The 20596-nt window shown below is 48.6% G+C and carries 18 protein-coding genes; 13 read left to right on the forward strand and 5 right to left on the reverse strand.

The window, feature by feature from the left end; all coding sequences use genetic code 11:
• Genes napA through Q1B47_RS12990 form a run of 4 tightly spaced genes read left to right on the forward strand, consistent with a single transcriptional unit; the run spans window position 1 to window position 3704 of the window.
• A complete protein-coding gene (gene napA, locus Q1B47_RS12975) occupies window positions 1–2490 on the forward strand; it encodes a periplasmic nitrate reductase subunit alpha (RefSeq protein WP_299794343.1) in 2490 nt (829 codons plus the stop codon).
• Window positions 2491–2502: 12 nt separating this feature from the next.
• The gene (locus Q1B47_RS12980; protein ID WP_299794346.1) at window positions 2503–2958 is read left to right on the forward strand and encodes a nitrate reductase cytochrome c-type subunit; all 456 of its coding nucleotides are present in this window, start codon (window positions 2503–2505) and stop codon (window positions 2956–2958) included.
• Window positions 2959–2975: 17 nt separating this feature from the next.
• On the forward strand, window positions 2976–3566 hold the full coding sequence (locus Q1B47_RS12985; protein WP_299794349.1) for a NapC/NirT family cytochrome c: 591 nt from the start codon (window positions 2976–2978) through the stop codon (window positions 3564–3566).
• Between the two features lie 9 nt (window positions 3567–3575).
• Window positions 3576–3704: a TIGR02808 family protein gene (locus Q1B47_RS12990; RefSeq protein ID WP_299794352.1), complete on the forward strand. Its 129-nt coding sequence runs from the start codon at window positions 3576–3578 to the stop codon at window positions 3702–3704.
• A 124-nt stretch (window positions 3705–3828) separates the two neighbouring features.
• On the opposite strand, the gene Q1B47_RS12995 is transcribed toward Q1B47_RS12990, so the two are convergent.
• A complete protein-coding gene (locus Q1B47_RS12995; RefSeq protein WP_299794354.1) occupies window positions 3829–4752 on the reverse strand; it encodes a LysR family transcriptional regulator in 924 nt (307 codons plus the stop codon).
• Window positions 4753–5134: 382 nt separating this feature from the next.
• Here Q1B47_RS12995 and Q1B47_RS13000 point away from each other — a divergent pair, with 382 nt between their 5' ends.
• Both Q1B47_RS13000 and Q1B47_RS13005 read left to right on the forward strand, forming a co-directional pair.
• Window positions 5135–6856: an ABC transporter substrate-binding protein gene (locus tag Q1B47_RS13000; RefSeq protein WP_299794355.1), complete on the forward strand. Its 1722-nt coding sequence runs from the start codon at window positions 5135–5137 to the stop codon at window positions 6854–6856.
• On the forward strand, window positions 6843–7607 hold the full coding sequence (locus Q1B47_RS13005; RefSeq protein WP_299794356.1) for an ABC transporter substrate-binding protein: 765 nt from the start codon (window positions 6843–6845) through the stop codon (window positions 7605–7607). Before Q1B47_RS13000 ends, Q1B47_RS13005 begins: the two co-directional genes overlap by 14 nt.
• Before the next feature lie 148 nt (window positions 7608–7755).
• Here the strand turns inward: Q1B47_RS13005 and Q1B47_RS13010 are convergent, their stop codons facing one another.
• The gene (locus tag Q1B47_RS13010; protein ID WP_299794358.1) at window positions 7756–8766 is read right to left on the reverse strand and encodes a D-alanine--D-alanine ligase; all 1011 of its coding nucleotides are present in this window, start codon (window positions 8764–8766) and stop codon (window positions 7756–7758) included.
• Window positions 8767–9040: 274 nt separating this feature from the next.
• Between Q1B47_RS13010 and Q1B47_RS13015 the strand changes: the two genes are divergently transcribed.
• From Q1B47_RS13015 to Q1B47_RS13040, 6 genes are all read left to right on the forward strand, one after another.
• Entirely contained in the window at window positions 9041–9508 is a 468-nt protein-coding gene (locus Q1B47_RS13015; RefSeq protein ID WP_299794360.1) for a MarR family transcriptional regulator, read from the forward strand.
• A gap of 38 nt (window positions 9509–9546) precedes the next feature.
• Window positions 9547–10605, forward strand: coding sequence for an HlyD family secretion protein (locus Q1B47_RS13020; RefSeq protein WP_299794362.1), 1059 nt, complete (start codon window positions 9547–9549; stop codon window positions 10603–10605).
• A gap of 181 nt (window positions 10606–10786) precedes the next feature.
• Window positions 10787–11827: a DUF2955 domain-containing protein gene (locus tag Q1B47_RS13025; RefSeq protein ID WP_299794364.1), complete on the forward strand. Its 1041-nt coding sequence runs from the start codon at window positions 10787–10789 to the stop codon at window positions 11825–11827.
• A 371-nt stretch (window positions 11828–12198) separates the two neighbouring features.
• Window positions 12199–12645 carry a hypothetical protein gene (locus Q1B47_RS13030; RefSeq protein ID WP_299794366.1) on the forward strand — a complete coding sequence of 149 codons (447 nt, stop codon included), beginning with the start codon at window positions 12199–12201 and terminating at the stop codon, window positions 12643–12645.
• Between the two features lie 137 nt (window positions 12646–12782).
• Complete coding sequence (locus Q1B47_RS13035) at window positions 12783–13478, forward strand: HupE/UreJ family protein (RefSeq protein WP_299794368.1); 696 nt, start codon at window positions 12783–12785, stop codon at window positions 13476–13478.
• 95 nt (window positions 13479–13573) lie between these two features.
• The gene (locus Q1B47_RS13040; protein WP_299794370.1) at window positions 13574–14257 is read left to right on the forward strand and encodes a hypothetical protein; all 684 of its coding nucleotides are present in this window, start codon (window positions 13574–13576) and stop codon (window positions 14255–14257) included.
• A gap of 60 nt (window positions 14258–14317) precedes the next feature.
• Here Q1B47_RS13040 and Q1B47_RS13045 read toward each other — a convergent pair whose 3' ends face one another.
• From Q1B47_RS13045 to hypB, 3 genes are all read right to left on the reverse strand, one after another.
• A complete protein-coding gene (locus Q1B47_RS13045; RefSeq protein WP_299794372.1) occupies window positions 14318–14659 on the reverse strand; it encodes a hydrogenase maturation nickel metallochaperone HypA in 342 nt (113 codons plus the stop codon).
• Window positions 14660–14740: 81 nt separating this feature from the next.
• Window positions 14741–17428 (reverse strand): FAD-dependent oxidoreductase, encoded by a 2688-nt coding sequence (locus tag Q1B47_RS13050; protein WP_299794374.1) that lies wholly within the window; start codon window positions 17426–17428, stop codon window positions 14741–14743.
• A 62-nt stretch (window positions 17429–17490) separates the two neighbouring features.
• Window positions 17491–18162, reverse strand: coding sequence for a hydrogenase nickel incorporation protein HypB (gene hypB / locus Q1B47_RS13055; RefSeq protein WP_299794376.1), 672 nt, complete (start codon window positions 18160–18162; stop codon window positions 17491–17493).
• Window positions 18163–18663: 501 nt separating this feature from the next.
• Between hypB and Q1B47_RS13060 the strand changes: the two genes are divergently transcribed.
• Window positions 18664–20568: a diguanylate cyclase gene (locus Q1B47_RS13060; RefSeq protein ID WP_299794378.1), complete on the forward strand. Its 1905-nt coding sequence runs from the start codon at window positions 18664–18666 to the stop codon at window positions 20566–20568.
• Window positions 20569–20596 lie beyond the last annotated feature (28 nt).

A 20596-nucleotide genomic window follows, 5' to 3' on the forward strand; every position in this document is an offset into this window, starting at 1 on the left:
ATGAAAATGTCTAGACGTGAGTTTATCAAAGCCAATGCCGCAGCATCAGCTGCAGCACTCGCTGGAATTACTCTTCCTGCCTCAGCAACAAACTTAATTGCTTCAAGTGAAGAGTCAAAAATTCATTGGGATAAAGCGCCATGTCGTTTTTGTGGTACAGGGTGCTCGGTACTTGTGGGTACACAGGAGGGGAAAGTCGTTGCAACCCAAGGTGATCCGGAAGCCCCAGTTAACAAGGGATTAAACTGTATTAAAGGTTACTTCCTGTCAAAGATCATGTATGGGGCAGACAGGCTTACTCAGCCTCTCTTGCGTCAAACTAACGGTAAGTTCGACAAAAACGGTGAATTTGCACCGGTAAGCTGGGATGACGCTTTTGATATCATGGCCCGGAAATGGAAATCGGCCCTTAAGAAGAAAGGGCCTACCAGCGTTGGTATGTTTGGCTCAGGCCAGTGGACAGTCATGGAAGGCTACGCGGCCGTTAAGATGATGAAAGCGGGTTTCCGTTCAAACAACATCGACCCTAATGCTCGTCACTGTATGGCTTCCGCTGTAGGCGCCTTTATGCGTACCTTCGGTATTGATGAGCCTATGGGCTGTTATGATGATTTTGAAGAAGCCGATGCATTCGTTTTATGGGGTGCGAATATGGCTGAGATGCATCCCATTCTATGGAGCCGCATCACCGACAGACGTTTGAGTCATCCCCATGTGCAAGTGAATGTGCTATCGACTTACTATCATCGTTCATTTGAACTGGCAGATAAAGGTTACATCTTTAAGCCACAAACTGACCTTGCGATAGCTAACTATATCGCCAATTACATCATCGAAAACGATGCCGTTAATTGGGACTTCGTCAATAAGCATACGCACTTCAAACAAGCCACCACCGACATAGGTTATGGCTTAAGAGATGAGCACCCACTACAACAAGCCGCAGCCAACCCTAACGTAGGTAAAGTCGATTCCATCGATTTTGAACAATATAAGCAATCTGTTGCCCCTTACACGTTAGAGAAAACCGCTGAGATGACGGGGGTTGATGAAGAGAAACTTCTGGCTCTGGCTAAACAGTTCGCCGATCCAAAGATTAAGGTCATGTCACTTTGGACTATGGGGATGAATCAGCACACCCGTGGGGTATGGATGAACTCACTGGTTTACAACATCCACCTTCTGGTTGGAAAAATCTCTACACCAGGTAACGGTCCATTCTCACTCACAGGTCAGCCATCGGCATGTGGCACCGCACGTGAAGTGGGCACCTTCTCACACCGTCTGCCAGCAGATATGGTGGTGGCTAATCCTAAGCACCGTAAACTGTCTGAAAAATTATGGAAACTGCCGGAGGGCACTATTCCGCCTAAACCTGGTTTCCATGCGGTGCTACAAGATCGTAAGTTAAATGATGGTGAACTCAATGCCTATTGGGTGATGTGTAATAACAATATGCAGGCAGGCCCAAACATCAACAATGAGCGTCTACCTGGCTATCGTAATCCGGAAAACTTCATCGTTTGCTCTGATCCTTATCCGACGGCGACGGCGCAGGCATCAGACTTGATTCTGCCAACCGCTATGTGGGTAGAGAAAGAGGGGGCTTATGGTAACGCTGAGCGCCGTACACAGGCTTGGTATCAGCAAGTTTCAGCCCCGGGTGAAGCTAAGTCAGATCTCTGGCAGATCATGGAATTTTCAAAACGCTTCAAAATTGAAGAGGTGTGGAGCGAAGAGCTAATCGCAAAGATGCCTGAAGTACGCGGTAAGACCATGTATCAGGTGTTATTTGAAAATGGTCAGGTGAATAAGTTCCCGTTATCGGAGGCGCAACCGCTTAATGATGATGCTAAAGATCAAGGCTTTTATGTACAAAAAGGGCTATTTGAGGAGTATGCCAGCTTCGGTCGTGGCAAAGCCCATGATTTAGCGCCATACGAACGCTACCACAATGAACGTGGCTTACGTTGGCCTGTCGTCGATGGTAAAGAGACCAGGTGGCGCTTTAAAGAGGGATCCGATCCCTATGTTGGCAAAGGTAAAGGATTTGAGTTCTATGGCAAGCCAGATGGTAAAGCATGGATCATCTCTGCACCCTATGAGAAGCCACCGGAATCTCCGGATGAAGAGTATAACCTATGGTTATGTACTGGCCGTGTATTAGAGCATTGGCATACCGGAACCATGACCCGTCGTGTCCCTGAGCTATATAAAGCGGTTCCTGATGCGGTTTGCTATATGCATCCTGATGACGCTAAAGCCCATGGTGTTCGTCGTGGTGATGAGGTCCTGATGAGCAATAAGCGTGGTGAAGTGCGTGCCAGAGTCGAGACGCGTGGTCGAAACCGCCCACCAAAAGGCTTGGTATTTGTTCCTTTTTTCGATGCGCGAATTCTAATCAATAAGTTGATTCTAGATGCCACGGATCCTCTGTCTAAACAGACAGACTTTAAAAAGTGTCCAATAAAAATTACTAAAGTGGGTTAAGGCGGGGTTAACATGAAAAAGTTACTTTTATTATCAATCAGTTTGAGTTTAGGCCTGATGAGTGCTTTTGCTGTTAGCCAAGGGCGCGGCATTGGTGGCGTTGAATCGCTTCGGGGCAGCGCTGAGCTGGAAGCGACAAGAGCCGCCGACCCTATGAAGAAGGTACCACGAGATCAAGTCGATATCGAAAGCAGTTATGTGTTTCAGCCACCACTGATCCCACACCATATCAGAAACTATGAAGTCTCTCTTAATGCTAATAAGTGTTTATCTTGCCACGGCTGGAAAAACGCCAAAGAGATGGGAGCAACCAAGATCAGTGTGACTCACTTTACTAACCGGAACGATGAAGTGTTGGCCGATGTTTCTCCCAGAAGATACTTTTGCCTGCAGTGTCACGTGACACAAGCAGATGCGAAACCTTTAGTGGGTAACTCCTTCGAACGTGTTAAGTCACTGCAAAAATAAAATAGGCGGGTAATAATATGAAATGGATTATTAACGCCTTAAAAGGCTTCTGGGGCATATTGAAGCGGCCCAGTAAAGCCGCTGTGGGTATCGTTCTATTTATGGGCTTTGCAGGAGGGCTGCTCTTCTGGGGTGCTTTTAACACAGGTATGGAAGCGACAAACACCGAAGAGTTTTGTTCCGGATGTCATGCGCCGATAGTGGCAGAGATTCAAGAAACTATTCACTACGCAAACCGATCTGGTGTTCGTGCCATATGTTCAGATTGTCACGTGCCTCATGCATGGACAGATAAAATCGTGCGTAAGGTTCAGGCATCTAAAGAGCTGTTTGCATATTTTGTAACTCAAACCATTAACACACCAGAGAAGTTCAAAGAGCGTCGCGCTCATTTAGCCGAAAGGGAGTGGGCAAGACTGAAAAAGAACGACTCTTTAGAGTGTCGTAACTGTCATAACTTTGAGTATATGGATTTCTCAGAGCAGAGCCCACGCAGCGTAAGGCAGCACTCCACAGCCCTTGCCAGTGGGGACAATACTTGTGTGGATTGCCATAAAGGTATCGCCCATAAACTGCCGGATATGCACAAAGTCGAAGGTTGGCAATAAGGAGTCTATATGAGTACGTTAGAGAGTGTTATTTGGCATATTCTTGGCTACAGCGCCATGCCTGTAATTATATTAGCGGGATTTGCTGTGGTTGCTGCAGCCTCTGTTTGGATTCTTTCCAAAACAGCTGATAAATAAAAATTTCTGTCAGTTGGCAAGAGAAAGACGGCTTATACCGATCTAAATAAACAGTGCAATAAACCTGAAAGCCTGACTTTAATATTAAAGTCAGGCTTTTTTATTTGACGCACAACGCCCGTTGTCAGGTTTCAGGGGTATTGTTACTTATCAACTCTCTTAACCAACGGTGGCTCAGGTCATGATCAAAATGTTTATGCCAAAAAAGTACATAGGCACCCGGCACCAGATTTAACGGGATATCCAGGGTGGTTAACGCAAACTGATGACTCATCTGAGCGGCGTATTTTGCCGGGCAGCAAAGCAGTAGCTCGCTGTTTTCACAGAGGTGCATGGCACTATGGAAATCGGTTAAGTTAACGGCGATATCCCGTTTTTGTGACTCAAGATTGAGCACATCGTCCAGTAACCAATGTTCAAGTCCACCGAAGGTGACCTGAAGGTGGCGGTATTTGAGAAAGGTGGCTAAATTCCAACGCTCCTTGAGCAGGGGATGTTTATTACTTACTAAGCAAACGGGGTGGTCACGGAGTAGCTCAACATAGTTGAGTTCCTCGGGGATATTGGTCATGTGTAGCTGTGATCGTGTATCCCACTCCCTGCAGGCGATCCCCATATCTAATTCGCAACGAAGCAGTCTATCCATGCTCTCGGCATGCCAGGTCTGACTATCTAACTTAACGCTTGGCGCTTGTTGCAATAAGCTTGGCATAAAGTGGGGATAGGTCAACGAGTAGGCTGTCTCGACAATATTGAGCCTGAACTTTCTTCGACTGAGCGCTGGCTCGAATTCACTCGGGCGGGTGAGTTTGGCTACCTGTTTGAGTATTTGCCGAAGCTCGGGCGCCAGTTGCATCGCCTTTGGGGTTGGCCTTAACCCATAAGCTGTTCTTTCAAAAAGCTGATCATCGAAGGTATCTCTCAATCTGGCCAGTTGTTTACTCACTGCCGACTGGCTGAGATGAAGACGCGCCGCCGCAGCGGTGACACTTTGCTCTTCAAGTAACACTTCGAGAACACTGAGCAGGTTAAAATCAAAATTTTTCAATCTGTTACCATTTATTTAGATAAGTAGAGTTTCAGGGGAACAGCAATACTCTCAAAATGGCCGAAAGAGGCGAAAAGTAGCTCCAAGGTTCCTGAACTCCTTGAGATACAAGGGCCTAGCCATTCAGATGCGGGCCTATATGAAAGATAGTGCGCATTTTTCACATCATAGATGATCTATAGATAGCTGGGAAAGAGTAATTTGCGTGGGGGAGTTAACTTAGCTGCAAAGGCCGCTTTAAAAGAGAGTATCGGATGGGTGAGTCATATGTCATGCATAATTGGTTGGAGTGGCAGAAATTTGGCTATTCGGCCATAGTTATAACGTTTAGTGTAAGTTTTAGCAGATATTTTTCCGGTCTAATAATTGAGTGGAGTATGAAGTGGTCATTCACGACATTAAGATACTATTGATTGTCACAACCCTTTTCGTTCCATGGATAAGCTTCGAGTCATACGCACTTTTCGACCCTAAGGTGAAAGCAGCCGAGTATTGGGTTACCAATGAATTTAAACCCTCTACCTTGACCCAGGCCCAGCAGATGCAGGAGATGAACTGGTTTATCGAGGCTGCAAAACCCTATTCCGGATTACAGATCCGGGTGGTATCGGAGCGTATAGCGACACATGGTTACGAGGCCAGTGTGCTCGCCAAAGCATTTTTCGAGATAACGGGCATACATGTCGTTCATGAACTGACCGGTGAAGATGATGTCATAAAAAAACTGTCGGCACAGATTTTCACCCATCAAAACCTCTACGATGCGTACATCAACGACAGTGACTTGATTGGCACCCATTTTAGATCCGATGCCATCCTGCCTCTGTCTGACTTCATGAAAAATGAGGGGGCATCGGTCACCTCACCAGACTTAGATCTACCTGACTTTATCGGGCTTAAGTTTACTACCGGCCCCGACGGTAAGCTTTATCAGTTGCCGGATCAGCAGTTCGCTAACCTCTATTGGTACAGGCATGACTGGTTCAACCGAGCCGACTTTAAAAAACGTTTTAAACAGCGCTATGGTTATGAGCTTGGTGTACCGCAGAATTGGCAAGCCTATGAGGATATTGCTGAATTCTTCAGCGACGATGTAAAAGAGATCGATGGCGAGCGTATCTACGGGCATATGGACTATGCCAAAACAGACCCATCTCTGGGCTGGCGGATGTCTGATGCCTGGTTGTCGATGGCTGGCGTGGGGGATAAAGGTTTGCCTAATGGTCTCCCTGTCGATGAGTGGGGGATCAGGGTCGAGCAATGTAGTCCTGTCGGGGCGAGTGTCGAGCGGGGAGGTGCCTTGAACGGACCGGCTTCTGTGTATGCGATCGACAAGTTTATCTATTGGTTGAATCGATTTGCTCCGGAAGAGTCTATCGAGCTTAACTTCACACAGGCCGGAGAGTGGCCGGGTAAGGGGTTAATAGCGCAACAGATATTTTGGTATACCGCCTTCGTCGCCGATCTGACTAAGCCTGGTTTACCGGTGATGAATCCAGATGGCACGCCTAAGTGGCGTATTGCTCCCTCTCCGGTTGGAAAGTATTGGCAAGATGGCATGAAGTCGGGGTATCAGGATGCAGGTTCATGGACCATCTTGAAAAGTACTCCCCTTGAGCGGCAGCAGGCTGCCTGGCTTTATGCGCAATTTGTGGTTTCGAAAACCGTATCTTTAAAGAAAACCTTAGTCGGCTTAACACCGATCCGTCGCTCTGATATTGAGTCTGATGTGATGACCCAAAAAGCGCCCTACCTGGGTGGTCTGGTCGAGTTCTATCGAAGTCGTGGACGGGATGTGTGGACGCCTACCGGGACCAATGTTCCCGACTATCCGGGGCTGGCAAATTTCTGGTGGCAATATATTTCACAGATCATCGAGGGAAAGGTCACGGTACAAAAGGGGATGGATAACTTTGCCGCCGCTGTCGATAGGCGATTGAAGCTTATTGAAGAGGAGGGAGAGATGAAGTGCGCCCCCAAGTTAAACCCGGTTTCCAAGAGGGAGTTCTGGTTGAACGCGCCAGGAGCTCCTAAGCCACAAATTACTGCACCTGAAGCGGGGAGAACTCTTCCCTATGAGGAGGCGATAGATGTATGGAAGTAGCCTTAAACGGGTTTGCAAACGGTGTCGTTCGATAATCGTTTGTGCGTGTGCAGTCGGTATAGTTTCACTGGTAAGCGCGAGCTTAAGGGCCGAGACGATACAGGTATTGACCTATGAGGAGTCTCCGTTTGCGGTCAAGGTGGGGAAAACTCATCATGGATTACTGGTCGACATGCTTAAGGAGATGTTCTCACGAACATCGCTCGAATACCGGTTAACCTTTATTCCCTTGAAACGGGCGATCATTACCACCGAGCGCATGCCGGGGCATTGCGTATTACCGGTAGCAAGGAGTCAGGAGCGAGAGGCACACTTTCATTGGATAAGTCCGGTGTTGGTATCCAGGTACGGACTCTATAGCCGGAGCAATCAGACTATCCCGCTTACCACCCTCAGCGATGCGAGACCCTACAAGATTGGTAGTTTTCTGGGAAGCGGTATAGGTGAATATTTGACAGAACTGGGGTTTGATGTAGAGCTGGCATCGGTGAGTGCGCAAAACCTGCGTAAACTCAAACGTGCGAGAATAGAGCTTTGGGCGGCGGAGCTTGTCAGTGCTCAGGAGCAGATGAATAAGCAAGCCATCAACTTCGGTGTACCGGAGCTGGTCTTCTATACTTCCCTTCGTGCCATGGCGTGTAACAAGGAGATGCCGTTTGAGCAAACCTCGGCATTAGAGCGTGCCCTTAAGTCCATGTATCGTGATGGGTACATGAGTAAGCTGTATCTGGAATACGGCGTTGAGATGTGAACGTGAAATGAAATGCGCTTCTGATTGTCAGTCTGAGCCATAGAGGTGCTCAGCGTGAAACTGAGTATAGAAGATAAAAAGCCGGAGCTGCTCCGGCTTTTTTATCATTTGGGGTGACGGCTTATATCGGGTAAATGAATAACGCTATTCAGGCTTGTTCCGCCAGTTGAGCCTTAATGTTGCTTATCAGGAAATCACTGAAGCTATCGCCGTGATTTTCCAGCATCTTGGGAAACATGGAGATAGGTGTTAATCCAGGGAAGGTATTGATCTCGTTGAGAAGAATTTCATTGTCCTCGGTGAGGAAGAAGTCAATGCGCGAAAGATGACTGAGTTTCATTCCCTTGAACACCTTAATGGCATATTCGCGGATCGTTTGGCTTAACTCATCACTGATCTCCGCTTCAACTTTAGTTTCTGCCTGACTGTCCTCAGCATATTTCTCATCAAAGGTGTAGAAAGTATTGGAGGCGCAGATGATCTCACCGGGTTTAGTGGCAACAATTTCACCATTGAGTTCATAGGCGGCGACCTCCAACTCCCGGGCCTTGATGGTTTTCTCTATCACTACATAAGGCGAGTAGCTGAAGGCATCTTTCAACGAGCCCTCAAGCTCATCGAGGGAGTCGACACGGTAACAGCCTACAGATGAGCCTTGAGATGCAGCCTTGATAAACACGGAGCCCCAGGTTTCTAACGCCTTAGCGGCCCGGGCTATGGCGTCATCATTAAACTCATTGAGAAAAATATAGGGCGTGTTTGGAATGCCGAGTGCGCTGAACCACATCTTGGCCGTGACCTTATTGAAACAGTTTCTGCTGGCTTCTGAGTCGCAACCGAAATAGGGCAGGTTGATCAACTCAAAGAAAGATTGAATATCGCCGGTTTCTCCCGGATAGCCATGAATACATGGGATGGCGTAATCGACGGGCCAGGGAGCCAGAGTTTCATCTTCGAAACGTATCTGTTTACGGTTAGTCAGCTCACAGGTTTTCCCATCTGCGGTGCGATAATGCCCCTGCGCGTCCAGCTCGACACGTAATAGGTTGACTTCGGGTATATCTGCGAGTGAAGTTTCAAAAAAGTTTGCCGACAGCAGGGAGATCGCGTGTTCATCTCCACCACCTCCACATAGCAAAAGTAGATTCGTTTGGCTCATTGTATCTTCATCTCCGACATATAAACGTATTTGCAGGCTCACTATGGCTTAACCGCTATTTATTGCAACCATGCAGGAGTAACTTCTTACTTAAATGGCGAAGAAATATCCCAATTTCGATGCTTCAGGCTGACTTGGAGCAGAATCAAATCTGATAGATAGGTCATTCGGCCACAACGGCGGACTTTAGTATGGCTTACGGATCATGTCAGATATTTACTTTGCACGCTAAGTAATGTACAATGCTTAGCATGCTAACTAAATGGAGTTTGAGATGGTTGATGATATCAAGGTGCTTAAGGAGTTATCACTCGCAGAACAGTTGAGGCGGGTGGCACGTTTATGGCGCAATGTGGCAGACAAGGAGTTGGCGCCCCTGGGGCTCACCCACCCCAGATGGACCGCGCTGTGGAAGTTGCAGAATCTCAATGACAATGTCAGTCAAAAAGTATTGGCACAGGCTCTGGAGATAGAGCTGGCATCTTTGATGCGAACTTTGAGTCAGTTGGAGGAGCAGAACCTTATTGTCCGCCACAGCAGTGAAACCGATAAACGGGTGCGAATTGTGAGTTTGACCGGGGAGGGGCGGCAGATGATCAAGCAGGTTGAAGCGCGTATTTTGCAGATCCGCAGAGACTTGATGACAGGAATCAGCCAGGAGGAACTGGATCAGTTTAAGCGTACCGTCGAGATCATTGCCGGCAACGCGTTAGCACAACTGAACGAAAGTGAAGAGGATTAAATATTAGTGAAGAGAGTAATCATCGGGGGAGGAGTTTGATGACGCCGGATCAGAAATTTGCACGCTGGATTAAATTATCAATGTTAGTTTTTGTGATGATTTTTTCCTATTTTATTTTTGCCGATTTTAATATGCCATTGACCCAACAGGCTATGGCAACGAGAGATGTGACTAAGGTGGCACCCAGAGTCAATGGCCATATCGTCACAATCAATGTTGAGAACAATCAATCGGTACGTAAGGGCGATATTCTGTTTTATATCGACCCTACACCTTACCAGCTTAATGTTGAGAAGGCGGCGCTCAACCTTGAGCAGACACGCAAGTCCAATGCAGAGTTAGATGCCGCATTAGTGGCGGCAGCGGCCGATGTTAAAGCCGCTGGCATCATTGCACAGCAGAAGCAGGCGGATGCTGAGCGGGTAAACTCCCTGTTCGAAAGTCATGGCGTATCCAGACAGAAGAAAGACAGTCTGGATAGCGAGGCAACTGCGGCCAAGGCGAGTTTGCTTGCCAGTAAGGCGCGGCTGAAAGAGTTGAGGGTACGCCGAGGTGAACTCGATGAGTCTAATGTTAACCTGCGACTTGCACAGAACCAGCTCAAACAAGCCAAGCTAAACCTATCCTATACCCAGGTCAGAGCCGAACAGGATGGAACCGTGACCAATCTTCAGCTTCAGGCCGGCGCGTATGCGACTGCGGGTCAACCCTTGCTGGCTCTGGTGTCATCTGAGCTCGATATCATCGCCGACTTTCGTGAAAAAAGCTCACGCCGGGCCGTAAATGGCAGCCGGGCCCTGGTTGCATTTGATGGGGAGCCGGGTCAACTGTATCAGGCACAGATCGCCAGTAAAGATGCGGGCGTGAGTGTTGGTCAGTTCGATGCCAATGGCCTGCTTGCAACGCCAACGGAGTCAAACAGATGGGTCCGGGACGCTCAGCGTATGCGTCTGCACCTGAATCTAGAGGTGCCTTATCCAGACGCGCTACCCTCAGGAGCCCAGGCCACGGTTCAGCTGCTGCCCGACAGCACACTCTTATCATGGTTTGCAAGTACACAGATTCGTATTCTGAGTTATCTGCATTATATCTACTAGAGCCCGTCGCGCTCGAACTGCATCTAATTTCTGATATCTGGTTAACCCTTTGTCCATGTAGGGCAAAGCGGCTTTATTACGCCAAAATTTGAATCATCAGGCAGCTTAATCCGGTTAAGGAGGTGGGTTAAGTTTGCCGCTGTTCATCACTTAAACTGTCTGCTGCATTATAGGAGGAAAGATGAAGTTATGGCATCATCCACTATCGGAAAATGATATACGTCAATGCCTGCGTATTGCGACGGGGGCGAGTATAGGTTTTTTCCTGTGTAAGTTCTTTAACTGGAGTTACGGGGTTTTCTTTACTGTTACCCCCATCTTGCTTCTGGGGATGATCTCGAAAGTAACGGGAGATGCCGCTCGCCAGTGCCTGGCCTCTGCCGTAGTGTGTGGATTGGAGGTGGGAATATTAGGTGGTCTGTTTGGTTCAGCCCCGGCTCAGATGGCGATCGTCGCCTTCCTGCTTTTTATCTATAAATTTGCCTGCATGTCAAAGGGGAGCCTGTTTCTTTTTGGTGCCAACGGTGTGTTGAGTTTGAGCATCATGCTCAACTTCGCCAGTTATCCTGCCACCGACCTTAATGAGCTGATCTTCACTAATCTTGGTGCCAGCTTCTTGAGCGTGATAATAGCCTTCGCAATGATGGTGTTGATACCGGATAGAGGATCTGATGAGAAAGCATCGGCACATGTTCAACCTAAGGCTAAAAGAGAAAACCAAACGCGTCATGAAGTGCTTATGGGGGCGACTATTGCGACCATCTCTTTTCTAATGTTTCAGGTATTTGATTTAAGTGACTCCCTGTCGGCCCAGGCAACAAGTGTGCTGTTACTGTTTCCTATGCACTGGAACGGCACTCTGGGCTATGCAAGAAAGCGCGCCATGGGCACTATCTTAGGCGTCGCGGTGGGTTTGATTGCACAGGTTGTACTCTACAACTGGTCCGGAGAGTTGCTGTTAGTTCTGCCGGTTTTGTGGATAGGCCTGATGTTGTTCAGTTATGCCCATACTAAAGAGGGAGGGGGCTCAAGTGTGGGGTTCGGTGCCCTCACCACATTGGGGATCTTATTTGGACAAAATCTCGCGCCGGATAATGATCTCTTCTTCAGTGCATTGTATAGGGTCAGCAGCATTCTTTTCGCCATCGTCGTAACCCTGTTAATCTGTTACATCGTCCATAAATCACTCAACAGTTTCGCAGCCACGCGCTATGGGCAATAGACAGCACAAGCTTCGACCGAGGATCAGGCGCCGTCGTGACTAATCTTTCGGCGCTGCCGGCTCTGTTGGTGGGAGAGTTCATGTGACCAGGCTCTCATCGCTGAGGAGTAAAAATGCATTTGCCGTTGGCATATGGGGAGACAATCTGGTTGAACTGCTATCAGTTTCTCCCGCTGGAAGTTTGTGCCGGGATCTGATTTAATGCTTCGGGTTGAATATATGGCTATGTTCTCTGAACGGAAAAGTACCCACTGGAGCCGAATCTGTTTTCTGTTAAAACATTCAGATCATTTGCCTGTCGCTATTTACCCGCAAGCTCGGGAGAGCGGGGGCAATCTAAGTTTACGCTGGCTGTCTTGCTGGTGGTCTTGATGTGCCAGATGTTAGCAACAGGGACTGCATTTTCTGTTCAATATCCCGGTGGTGAGCACCCTATGGGGGTCGCGTTGAGCCATCATCACGTTCATGGTACTAGTCATAGTGTGAGTGACGGGGCAGATCAAGCCACACTCTCTGTCGGGGAGCATAAGGCCCATGGCCATGGCGCGTTCAATGCCACCGAACCTGTAAACGGCTCACCATATTTACAGCCGGATCAGGCTTCAAATCTTTATTCTACTGAGGTAGCCGGTTCGGCAACTGCGTCAGACGCTCCGGAAGCGGAACATGAACATGCGAACCACTCCCACACCCCATCACATCCCCCTGTAGACGCCATTTTTAAGGCTGAATTTTTTCAGTCTGATACGCTTATCGACCATGATATCTCATACCTGAATTTAGGTTACGCACCGCCTATACCTCCTCCATATTCATAGTTCTCTCTTTAGGCGAGCAGCACGCTCGTCGGATCAAGCTGTAAGGAGATGACGGGGAACGATTATGTCTCCCCGTGTCCTGCATTCATGGGTTAGTCCTTTCTACGGATTAACACCCAGATTTTGGAGTATGTGTAATGAGCCGTTTTCTGGCAAATACCATCAAGTTATTGGTGGTTTTCTCTGGGGTTATCGCCTCGTTTTCTCTATCCGCCCACGGCGTCGATGGAGACACCAGGCAGTTTTTAACCCTGAACCAAGGGGTGTCGATTCTGCCCTTTATCTATATCGGAGCCAAACATATGGTGACCGGATATGATCACCTGCTGTTTCTTGTCGGAGTGATCTTCTTCCTCTTCCGGGGCAAGGATGTGTTGCTGTATGTCAGCCTGTTTACCATAGGCCACAGCATCACACTCCTGTTCGGTGTGTTGAGCGACATTCAGGTCAATGCCTATCTTATCGATGCCATCATAGGTTTTTCGATCGTATATAAGGGGTTCGACAATTTAGGCGGCTTTAGACGGGTGTTTGGTTTTCAGCCCGATACCCGAATGGCGGTGATGATCTTTGGCCTGTTTCATGGGTTCGGCCTGGCCACCAAGATTCAGGAGTTTAACCTTCCTCAAGAGGGCTTAGTGCCCAATATTCTGGCATTTAATGTCGGGGTGGAGTTGGGGCAGTTTCTGGCACTGGGTATCGTGCTTATCCTGATGAGTTTCTGGCGCCGGCACAGGAGTTACCTTAAGTTCTCAGCCACAGCCAACACCCTGTTGATGAGTGCAGGCATGATGTTGGTGGGCTTTCAGTTAACGGGATATTTTACCGGTTGATACGTTGAGTTGAAGCCGTTAATCACGCCACTACATCAAACTGCCAGTCAGAAACAGATGAATAAATTACGCTCATCATGGGCGAAGGAATAAATATGACAACGAAAAATCTTAAGACTGACCCGAGTAATAACTCCATTGATAACAGTGAGATTGAAACTGTTAACGGGATCCCTGTTCACTCGACTACCAGCCTGATCAAGGCAAGTATCGTGGCCGTCGCAATCGCCTCTGTCGTGTTTGTCACGGCAATACTACCCGCCGAGTTCAATATCGATCCCACAGGGCTGGGTAAGCTCTCCGGATTGACTAAACTGGCTCAGGCCGCTCCGTCAGGGGGGGAGCCTGATCTTGCTGAGATCACAGATGTGAAGCAAGAGACGGTTATCGCATTCGGGCAGGGGAGAGAGCTTGCCGACGCGCCTTCAGTGGCAGAGATAACACAAAAGCGTCAGACCCCCGGGGTGAGAAGTGATACGGTGAAGATCGATATTCCAGCAGGCAAGGGGCTTGAGTATAAGTTATTGATGGATGAGTTTACTCATCTGGAGTATGAGTGGAGCACCGGAGGTGAGGCGCTCTATTTTGACTTCCACGGTGAGCCTCAGGGGGACACAACCGGCTATTTCGAGAGTTTTTCCATCACTACGTCAGATAAGATGAAGGGCTCGCTTACCACGCCTTTCGCCGGTTCTCACGGTTGGTATTGGAAGAATAAAACAGATGCCGCGATTACCGTAACCCTGTCGATGAAGGGAGATTACACCATAAAGGGTTAGCTGAACCGGTAACTATATGGGCGCACCGGTTGCGGTGCGTTTCCCGATAAGATCATCGCGCTACTGCGCGATGATCTCTTTAACAATAAACTCCTTGCCACTGAGTAGTCCCCACTCTTCAGCTTCACATCCTGGACATCTGGAGTGGTTTTCAAGGATATTAAATACCTGATGACAGGCCTTGCAGAGTGCGTTAGCGGGTAAGACTTCGATCTCTAGTCTGGTTTTTTCCAGTATCGTGCCATCGACTGCCGCCGGGTAGCAAGCCTGGATATATTCAGGGATCATGGATGACAGCTGGCCAATCTGCAGCACTATGGTATCCACGCTCTGCAGCTGGTTTTTTTCGGCCACCTTAATCACTGTCTTAACAACTTCGATGACTACACCCAGTTCATGCATAACAACATCCTTTATCGGGGGAGAGATACCTGACTGTGATAGCCGGGACAATCTGGCACTCCCGGCTGTCACAGGCATAAGTTAGTCGGTCATCATGGCTTTAATGCGCTTGATGGGGGTCTTCATCGCAATCCTGACCTTACGTTTGAGCGCATGTTTTATGATCACCTTCTTCACGGTGTGAAGATCGGCGCCATCTGCATCATAGGCTCTGACCAGAGATATGGCATCGAATTGGCACTTGGTGGTACAGGCACCGCAACCGATACACATAAACTCATCGGCAACGGCAACACCACATCCCAGGCAACGCTCGGTCTCCTGTTGTACCTGCTTTTGAGTGAAGGTTCCCCTCAGATCCCTGAAGGTCTGCCTGGATGCTTTACCGTCGACCTGAGCGAGGGTCTGCCTCGGGGCTGTATCGAAGCCGTCCAGCGATAGTTGTTCTTTGTCGAATGAGCGGTAATCCCGCTTAATACGGCCAAGTATCAGGCTCTGTCCCTGCTGCACGTAGCGATGTATCGATATGGCGCCCTCTTTACCCTGGGCTATCGCATCTATGGCAAACTTAGGGCCGGTTAACACATCACCGCCGACAAAGATGTCCTTTTCACTGGTCTGGAAGGTATCGGGATCGGCCTGAACGGTCAGATTGGGATTAAGCTTCAGCGCTGTGCCGGACAGTAAGTTGCCCCAGTCGATTGCCTGCCCCACCGAGATCAGCAGGTGATCGGCCTCTACCAAAGTGGTGGTCTTGTCATCGAAACGGGGAGAAAAGTTACCCTGTTCATCGAATACCGACAGACACTTGGCAAAGGCGACACCACTGAGGCGGCCTTCGTGAGTGATGATGCGTGTCGGCCCCCAGCAGTTGTTGATAGAGATCCCCTCGCTAATCGCCTCTTCGATCTCTTCGATATGGGCGGGCATCTGCTCCAGGCTCTCCAGCGTAAATAGATCGACGGTGCCGGTACCGATGCGGGTCGCGGTCCTGGCGACATCGATAGCGACATTTCCGCCGCCGATCACGACGACCTTTCCTTCGAGCTCTTTGGTTTCAGCCAGATTGACCCTGCGCAGAAAGTCGACCCCGGTCATGACCCCTTCGGCTTTTTCTCCCGCAAGGCCTAAGCGTCTGCCTGACTGCGCGCCTATGGCGAGATAGAAGGCTTTGTAATCTTGGGTTCGTAACTCGTCGAGGCTGATGTCTTTACCCACTTCGACGCCACACCTGAAGCTGACACCAAGGGCTTTTAACACCTCAATTTCGGCATTGATCACCTCTTTTTCCAGTCGGTAAGATGGGATCCCTAAAGTTAACATACCGCCCAGTGAACTCTGCTTTTCAAATACAGTGACCCTGTAGCCCTCTACTGCCAAAAAGTAAGCGCAGGAAAGTCCGGCGGGTCCACTACCGATAACGGCAATCTTCTTGTCATAACTGTGCTTAATTTCCGGGATAAAGCGAGTTTTAGCATCGAGATCCTGTTGGGCGATAAACTTCTTTATCTCGTCGATGGCGACAGGGTTATCTATGTCGCCACGGGTACAATCGGACTCACATTTTTTCGGACAGATACGCCCACATACGGCTGGGAAGGGGTTCTCTCGTTTAATCAGTTCGAGAGCCTCACGGTATCTCCCTTGAGCCGCTAGCTTGATATATCCCTGAATGCCGATGTGAGCCGGACATTCGGCCTTACAAGGGCTGGATCCACTGTCCATTACTACCTGCTTGTTGGTGCGATAATCAGGGTTCCACTTGTCCGGACCCCAGTGGGTGTCGTGGGGCAGTTCACGCTCAGGTGTTTTAGCCGGTGTTGCGCTGCACAGTTTCTGACCTAACTTCAGGGCGTTGGTCGGGCAGACCTCGACACATTCACCACAAGCCACGCACTGCTCAGCGTCGACGTCGACGACATAGTTGGAGCGAACCATGTCCGGATTCTGCCACATGCCGGCGAGGCGGAGCGCAAAACAGCCACAGCCACAGCAGTTGCAGATGGCATGAGTCTCTCCGGAGCCGTCAAAGTTAGGCATGCTATGCATCAAGCCATTTTCTTCCGCTTTTCTGATAACCTCAAACGCCTCTTCGCGGCTTATCTTGCGGCCCCGGCCGGTACGAATATAGTATTCGGCGGCATGCCCCATCTGAATACACATATCCTCTTTGAGGTGGCCACACCCTTCGCCCATAGCTTCCCGCGATGTGCGGCAGGCACAATCGGATAGAGAGAACAGTGTGTTGTCATTGAGGTATTTGGACACCTCTTCATAGGAGGCGCTGCGGGTCTCCCCATCGATAGCGGTTTGAATAGGGATCACGCGCATCGGTCCGGAACCAACCGGAATATTTCCTGCAGCGAGCGGCCCCTTTTTCTTGCCAAAAGCATCGAAGGCGGCACCGAGTTGGGGGAATTTCTGTATCAGGGCTTTGTTGTTGACGATCATCTCCATATGACCCGGCACCCAGACATCTATCCAGTATTTATCTATGCCATCGATCTCGTTGACGAAGGCTGCACCCACCATGGCAACTTCCCAAAGCAGCTCGGCAGTTTCCTCTTCAGATCTGCCACACTTCTGTGCGACCTCCTTTGCACTGAGGGGGTTACGTAAACCCAGACAAAGTGCCACCTCGGCCATCGGCTCGGTAAGTATGGGCTCCAGGATCTGATACTCGGGATCCTCCGGCGTTATTTCGCTTCTCGAACCTCGTTTCGTTCTGCTGATCTTATTGGCGAGATCTAATACTCTTTCTTTTACCATGCTGCTGGCTCCGGGGTAAACGGCTACATCTTATAGTTGATTAAATCTGGACTTGAATTCAGTTATGTCTGATTCCAGACTCTGACCTGGTTGCGAAGCCAATCGGCCCACAGCTCAACTCCCTGACCGGTTTTGGCCGAGATAGGGATGATAGTGATATTGGGGTTGAGTTTTCTGGCCCGCGCTTTAACCGCTTCGATATCGAAATCGAAAACGCCAATAGTATCTATCTTGTTGATTAGCAATACATCGACCAGAGAGAACATCAACGGGTACTTCAGGGGTTTATCATCGCCTTCGGGCACACTCAGAATCATGGCATTTTTGGCCGCGCCGGTATCAAACTCGGCAGGACAGACTAAGTTGCCTACATTTTCCAATATGGCCAGATCTAAATTATCTGTGTTCAGTCCTGTCAGTCCCTGTCTGGTCATATCGGCATCGAGATGGCACATGCCTCCGGTGTGAAGTTGAATCACCCGGGTCCCCGTTTGGGCAATGGTGTGGGCATCGACATCTGAATCAATATCCGCTTCCATGATACCGATGTTCATCTCACCTTTGAGGGTTTCGATGGTACTCACTAAGGTGGTGGTTTTCCCCGACCCCGGTGATGACATAAGGTTAAGCAGAAACACCTTCTCCCTTTTCATCTCGTCTCTTAGCAGGTCGGCCTGAATGTTGTTGTTTTCAAAGATACTCTCTTTGATTTCTAGGGTTTTGAATGTGTCCATAACTACTCCTGATCTGAATTCTGACCAATGGGCCGGACTTAATCCGCTCCAGTTTCCTGCCGCGCTAAAAATCTAATAGGGAGGTGAAAACCGATCTACCCTTGGTTTAGAGTATTTGCTCTATTTATGTTGCTAATTTACGTTTTTTGCTGCCATTTTGTTGTGATAACTCTCTCAAAAAACAAGTGCTGGCCTTATATTCGAGCTGTTAATACAAAGGTTACTGAAAAATAAAGAAAAATAGTGAAAGGGCTTTTTGTTGTTTAATACCAGAGTGAATTTACTAAAATGGTGTGGCTGGCTTATCTGGCCGAGACAATGGCCGGTATTGGCGGGAGTCAACACAGGATTAACAGCTCGACTGCTTATGACAACTCTTGTCAGCTAACTGCTTAATGGCTCAATAACTTTCAATTACCCCATATATATCCATACTAAAAGTAGGCCGATATGTTGTTTGGGGTTAAAGCAAAGTGGCTTTCAATGGTAAAAGGGCAAGATATGAAGGATATTTTCGGGTTTAAAAACCTATCTTCCTCCACAGTAGGAAAGCGCTACTACTGGCTCTTTACGCTATTTTTCCTGCTCTTTGGCAGTTTAGTCGCGGTGATCACCTCATTAATCAACTACAACATTCAATATACCAATATTGAGAGTGAGATCCGTGAAAAAGTGGCCGCAGAAAAGGCGATAAAATATGAGCTGCTCAGTGAGTTTATTCAACATGCACAAAATGTCGTGCGTGCCATAGCCGGCAGCGAATTTACACATAGATATGTCAGCACAGGCAGCGCTGAATCGCATCATAATCTGAATCTGTTGCTGCATGCGGCAACCGTATCAAACAATGCTTTCATGCAACTTCGTTTCATCGATTCTACAGGTATGGAGTCTGTCAGGGTGGAGCGAATAGAAGGCTTGGATATGCCGCTAATCATTGACAAGAAAAGGCTGCAGAATAAACGGGACAGGTATTACTTCAAAGAGGCGGCTCTCCTGTCAGAGGGGGAGTATTGGCACTCAAAGTTCGACTTGAACATGGAACACGGCCGGATAGAGATTCCTATCCGTCCCACGTTTCGTATCGCGACTCCGGTATTTTCCCAAAATCAGTTTTCGGGGCTGATCATTGCGAACATCTCAATCGATACCCTCCTCTCTACCGTCGGCACCTCTTCCGATTTCGATATCTATATCATAGACAGGGAGGGGGAGTTTATTCTTCACCCTTCATATGCACTGGCCTGGAGCCGCTACCTGCCGGACCGCTCAAATGTATTTACTCAGTTTCCTCAGTTCGGCGCATCTGTATCAGAGCTTAAGGATAGCCGTAAAGCAGGTCATTTTACCTTTTCTGTTAGTGAGATATTCATGAATGATGATGAAGCGTTTGTGATGGCAGTCCCTCGAAAGAGCTTACTTGCCAAATTCAGGAAAAATAACATGTTAACCGCGGGGCTAACCGCGCTCACCGTGCTGATGGTATCCTTCATTTTGTCGGGGTTAGTCGCAATCATTCCGGCCCGGTTGCAGAGAAAACTGAGCGATGCGTACTTTAAGATTAAAAATTATGCCGAGATCATAAATCGGTATGTCATTACATCATCGACGGACAGAGCGGGTCATATTCTCTCTACCAGTGCCGCATTGAGCGAGGTATATGGTTTTTCGGCGCAAGAGATGAAGGGCAAGAAACACAATATCGTTAAACATCCCGATACCCCGGCCGAAACCCATAGGGATATCTGGCGGACTATTTTGAAGGGAAAGACCTGGCATGGGGAGATCAAAGATAAAGCTAAGAATGGAGAAAGCTTCTGGCTAAATCATGTGATCACTCCCGATTTTGACGATAAGGGCAAGATTGTGGGTTTTACCTCGGTCAGTCATGACATTACCGACAAGAAGGAGATCGAACGTTTGTCAGTTACCGACACGCTTACCGGACTCAGTAATCGTCGTCGACTCGACGATCTGTTTAGCCATGAGTTTGATCGCTTCAATCGATATGAACGTCAGTTTGCCATGATCCTGCTCGATGTCGATCACTTTAAACAGGTTAATGATAAGTTTGGTCATAAGGTGGGAGACAGGGTTTTAATCGAGATGGGGCGGCTCCTGGCCTTGAATGTGCGTAAGAATGATCTACTGGGCCGATGGGGAGGGGAGGAGTTTCTGCTTATCTGCCCTGAAACCTCCCTCGATGGTGCAATAAAGCTGGCCGAAAAAATCAGGCAGATTATCGAAGTGACAGATTTTTCTGAAGTCGGTCGTGTGACTGCAAGCTTCGGAGTGACGGTTTCGATAAAAGATGATAGCGACGAAGCTATGTTTGTCCGGGCAGATAAAGCCCTATATATGGCTAAGCGGGACGGACGTAACTGTGTCGTACATCTGACCCTGTGAAACCTTGTATCTGCAGCAGTGCTATAAA

The organism is uncultured Shewanella sp. (assembly GCF_947501225.1).
Classification (GTDB): domain Bacteria; phylum Pseudomonadota; class Gammaproteobacteria; order Enterobacterales; family Shewanellaceae; genus Shewanella.

What these genes read in the sequence shown, in the direction of transcription:
- napA (WP_299794343.1), top strand. Translation starts at nt 1, where the DNA reads ATGAAAATGTCTAGACGTGAGTTTATCAAAGCCAATGCCGCAGCATCA.
- Q1B47_RS12980 (WP_299794346.1), top strand. Translation starts at nt 2,503, where the DNA reads ATGAAAAAGTTACTTTTATTATCAATCAGTTTGAGTTTAGGCCTGATG.
- Q1B47_RS12985 (WP_299794349.1), top strand. Translation starts at nt 2,976, where the DNA reads ATGAAATGGATTATTAACGCCTTAAAAGGCTTCTGGGGCATATTGAAG.
- Q1B47_RS12990 (WP_299794352.1), top strand. Translation starts at nt 3,576, where the DNA reads ATGAGTACGTTAGAGAGTGTTATTTGGCATATTCTTGGCTACAGCGCC.
- Q1B47_RS13005 (WP_299794356.1), top strand. Translation starts at nt 6,843, where the DNA reads ATGTATGGAAGTAGCCTTAAACGGGTTTGCAAACGGTGTCGTTCGATA.
- Q1B47_RS13010 (WP_299794358.1), bottom strand. Translation starts at nt 8,766, where the DNA reads ATGAGCCAAACGAATCTACTTTTGCTATGTGGAGGTGGTGGAGATGAA.
- Q1B47_RS13015 (WP_299794360.1), top strand. Translation starts at nt 9,041, where the DNA reads ATGGTTGATGATATCAAGGTGCTTAAGGAGTTATCACTCGCAGAACAG.
- Q1B47_RS13020 (WP_299794362.1), top strand. Translation starts at nt 9,547, where the DNA reads ATGACGCCGGATCAGAAATTTGCACGCTGGATTAAATTATCAATGTTA.
- Q1B47_RS13025 (WP_299794364.1), top strand. Translation starts at nt 10,787, where the DNA reads ATGAAGTTATGGCATCATCCACTATCGGAAAATGATATACGTCAATGC.
- Q1B47_RS13030 (WP_299794366.1), top strand. Translation starts at nt 12,199, where the DNA reads ATGTGCCAGATGTTAGCAACAGGGACTGCATTTTCTGTTCAATATCCC.
- Q1B47_RS13035 (WP_299794368.1), top strand. Translation starts at nt 12,783, where the DNA reads ATGAGCCGTTTTCTGGCAAATACCATCAAGTTATTGGTGGTTTTCTCT.
- Q1B47_RS13040 (WP_299794370.1), top strand. Translation starts at nt 13,574, where the DNA reads ATGACAACGAAAAATCTTAAGACTGACCCGAGTAATAACTCCATTGAT.
- Q1B47_RS13045 (WP_299794372.1), bottom strand. Translation starts at nt 14,659, where the DNA reads ATGCATGAACTGGGTGTAGTCATCGAAGTTGTTAAGACAGTGATTAAG.
- Q1B47_RS13050 (WP_299794374.1), bottom strand. Translation starts at nt 17,428, where the DNA reads ATGGTAAAAGAAAGAGTATTAGATCTCGCCAATAAGATCAGCAGAACG.
- hypB (WP_299794376.1), bottom strand. Translation starts at nt 18,162, where the DNA reads ATGGACACATTCAAAACCCTAGAAATCAAAGAGAGTATCTTTGAAAAC.
- Q1B47_RS13060 (WP_299794378.1), top strand. Translation starts at nt 18,664, where the DNA reads ATGAAGGATATTTTCGGGTTTAAAAACCTATCTTCCTCCACAGTAGGA.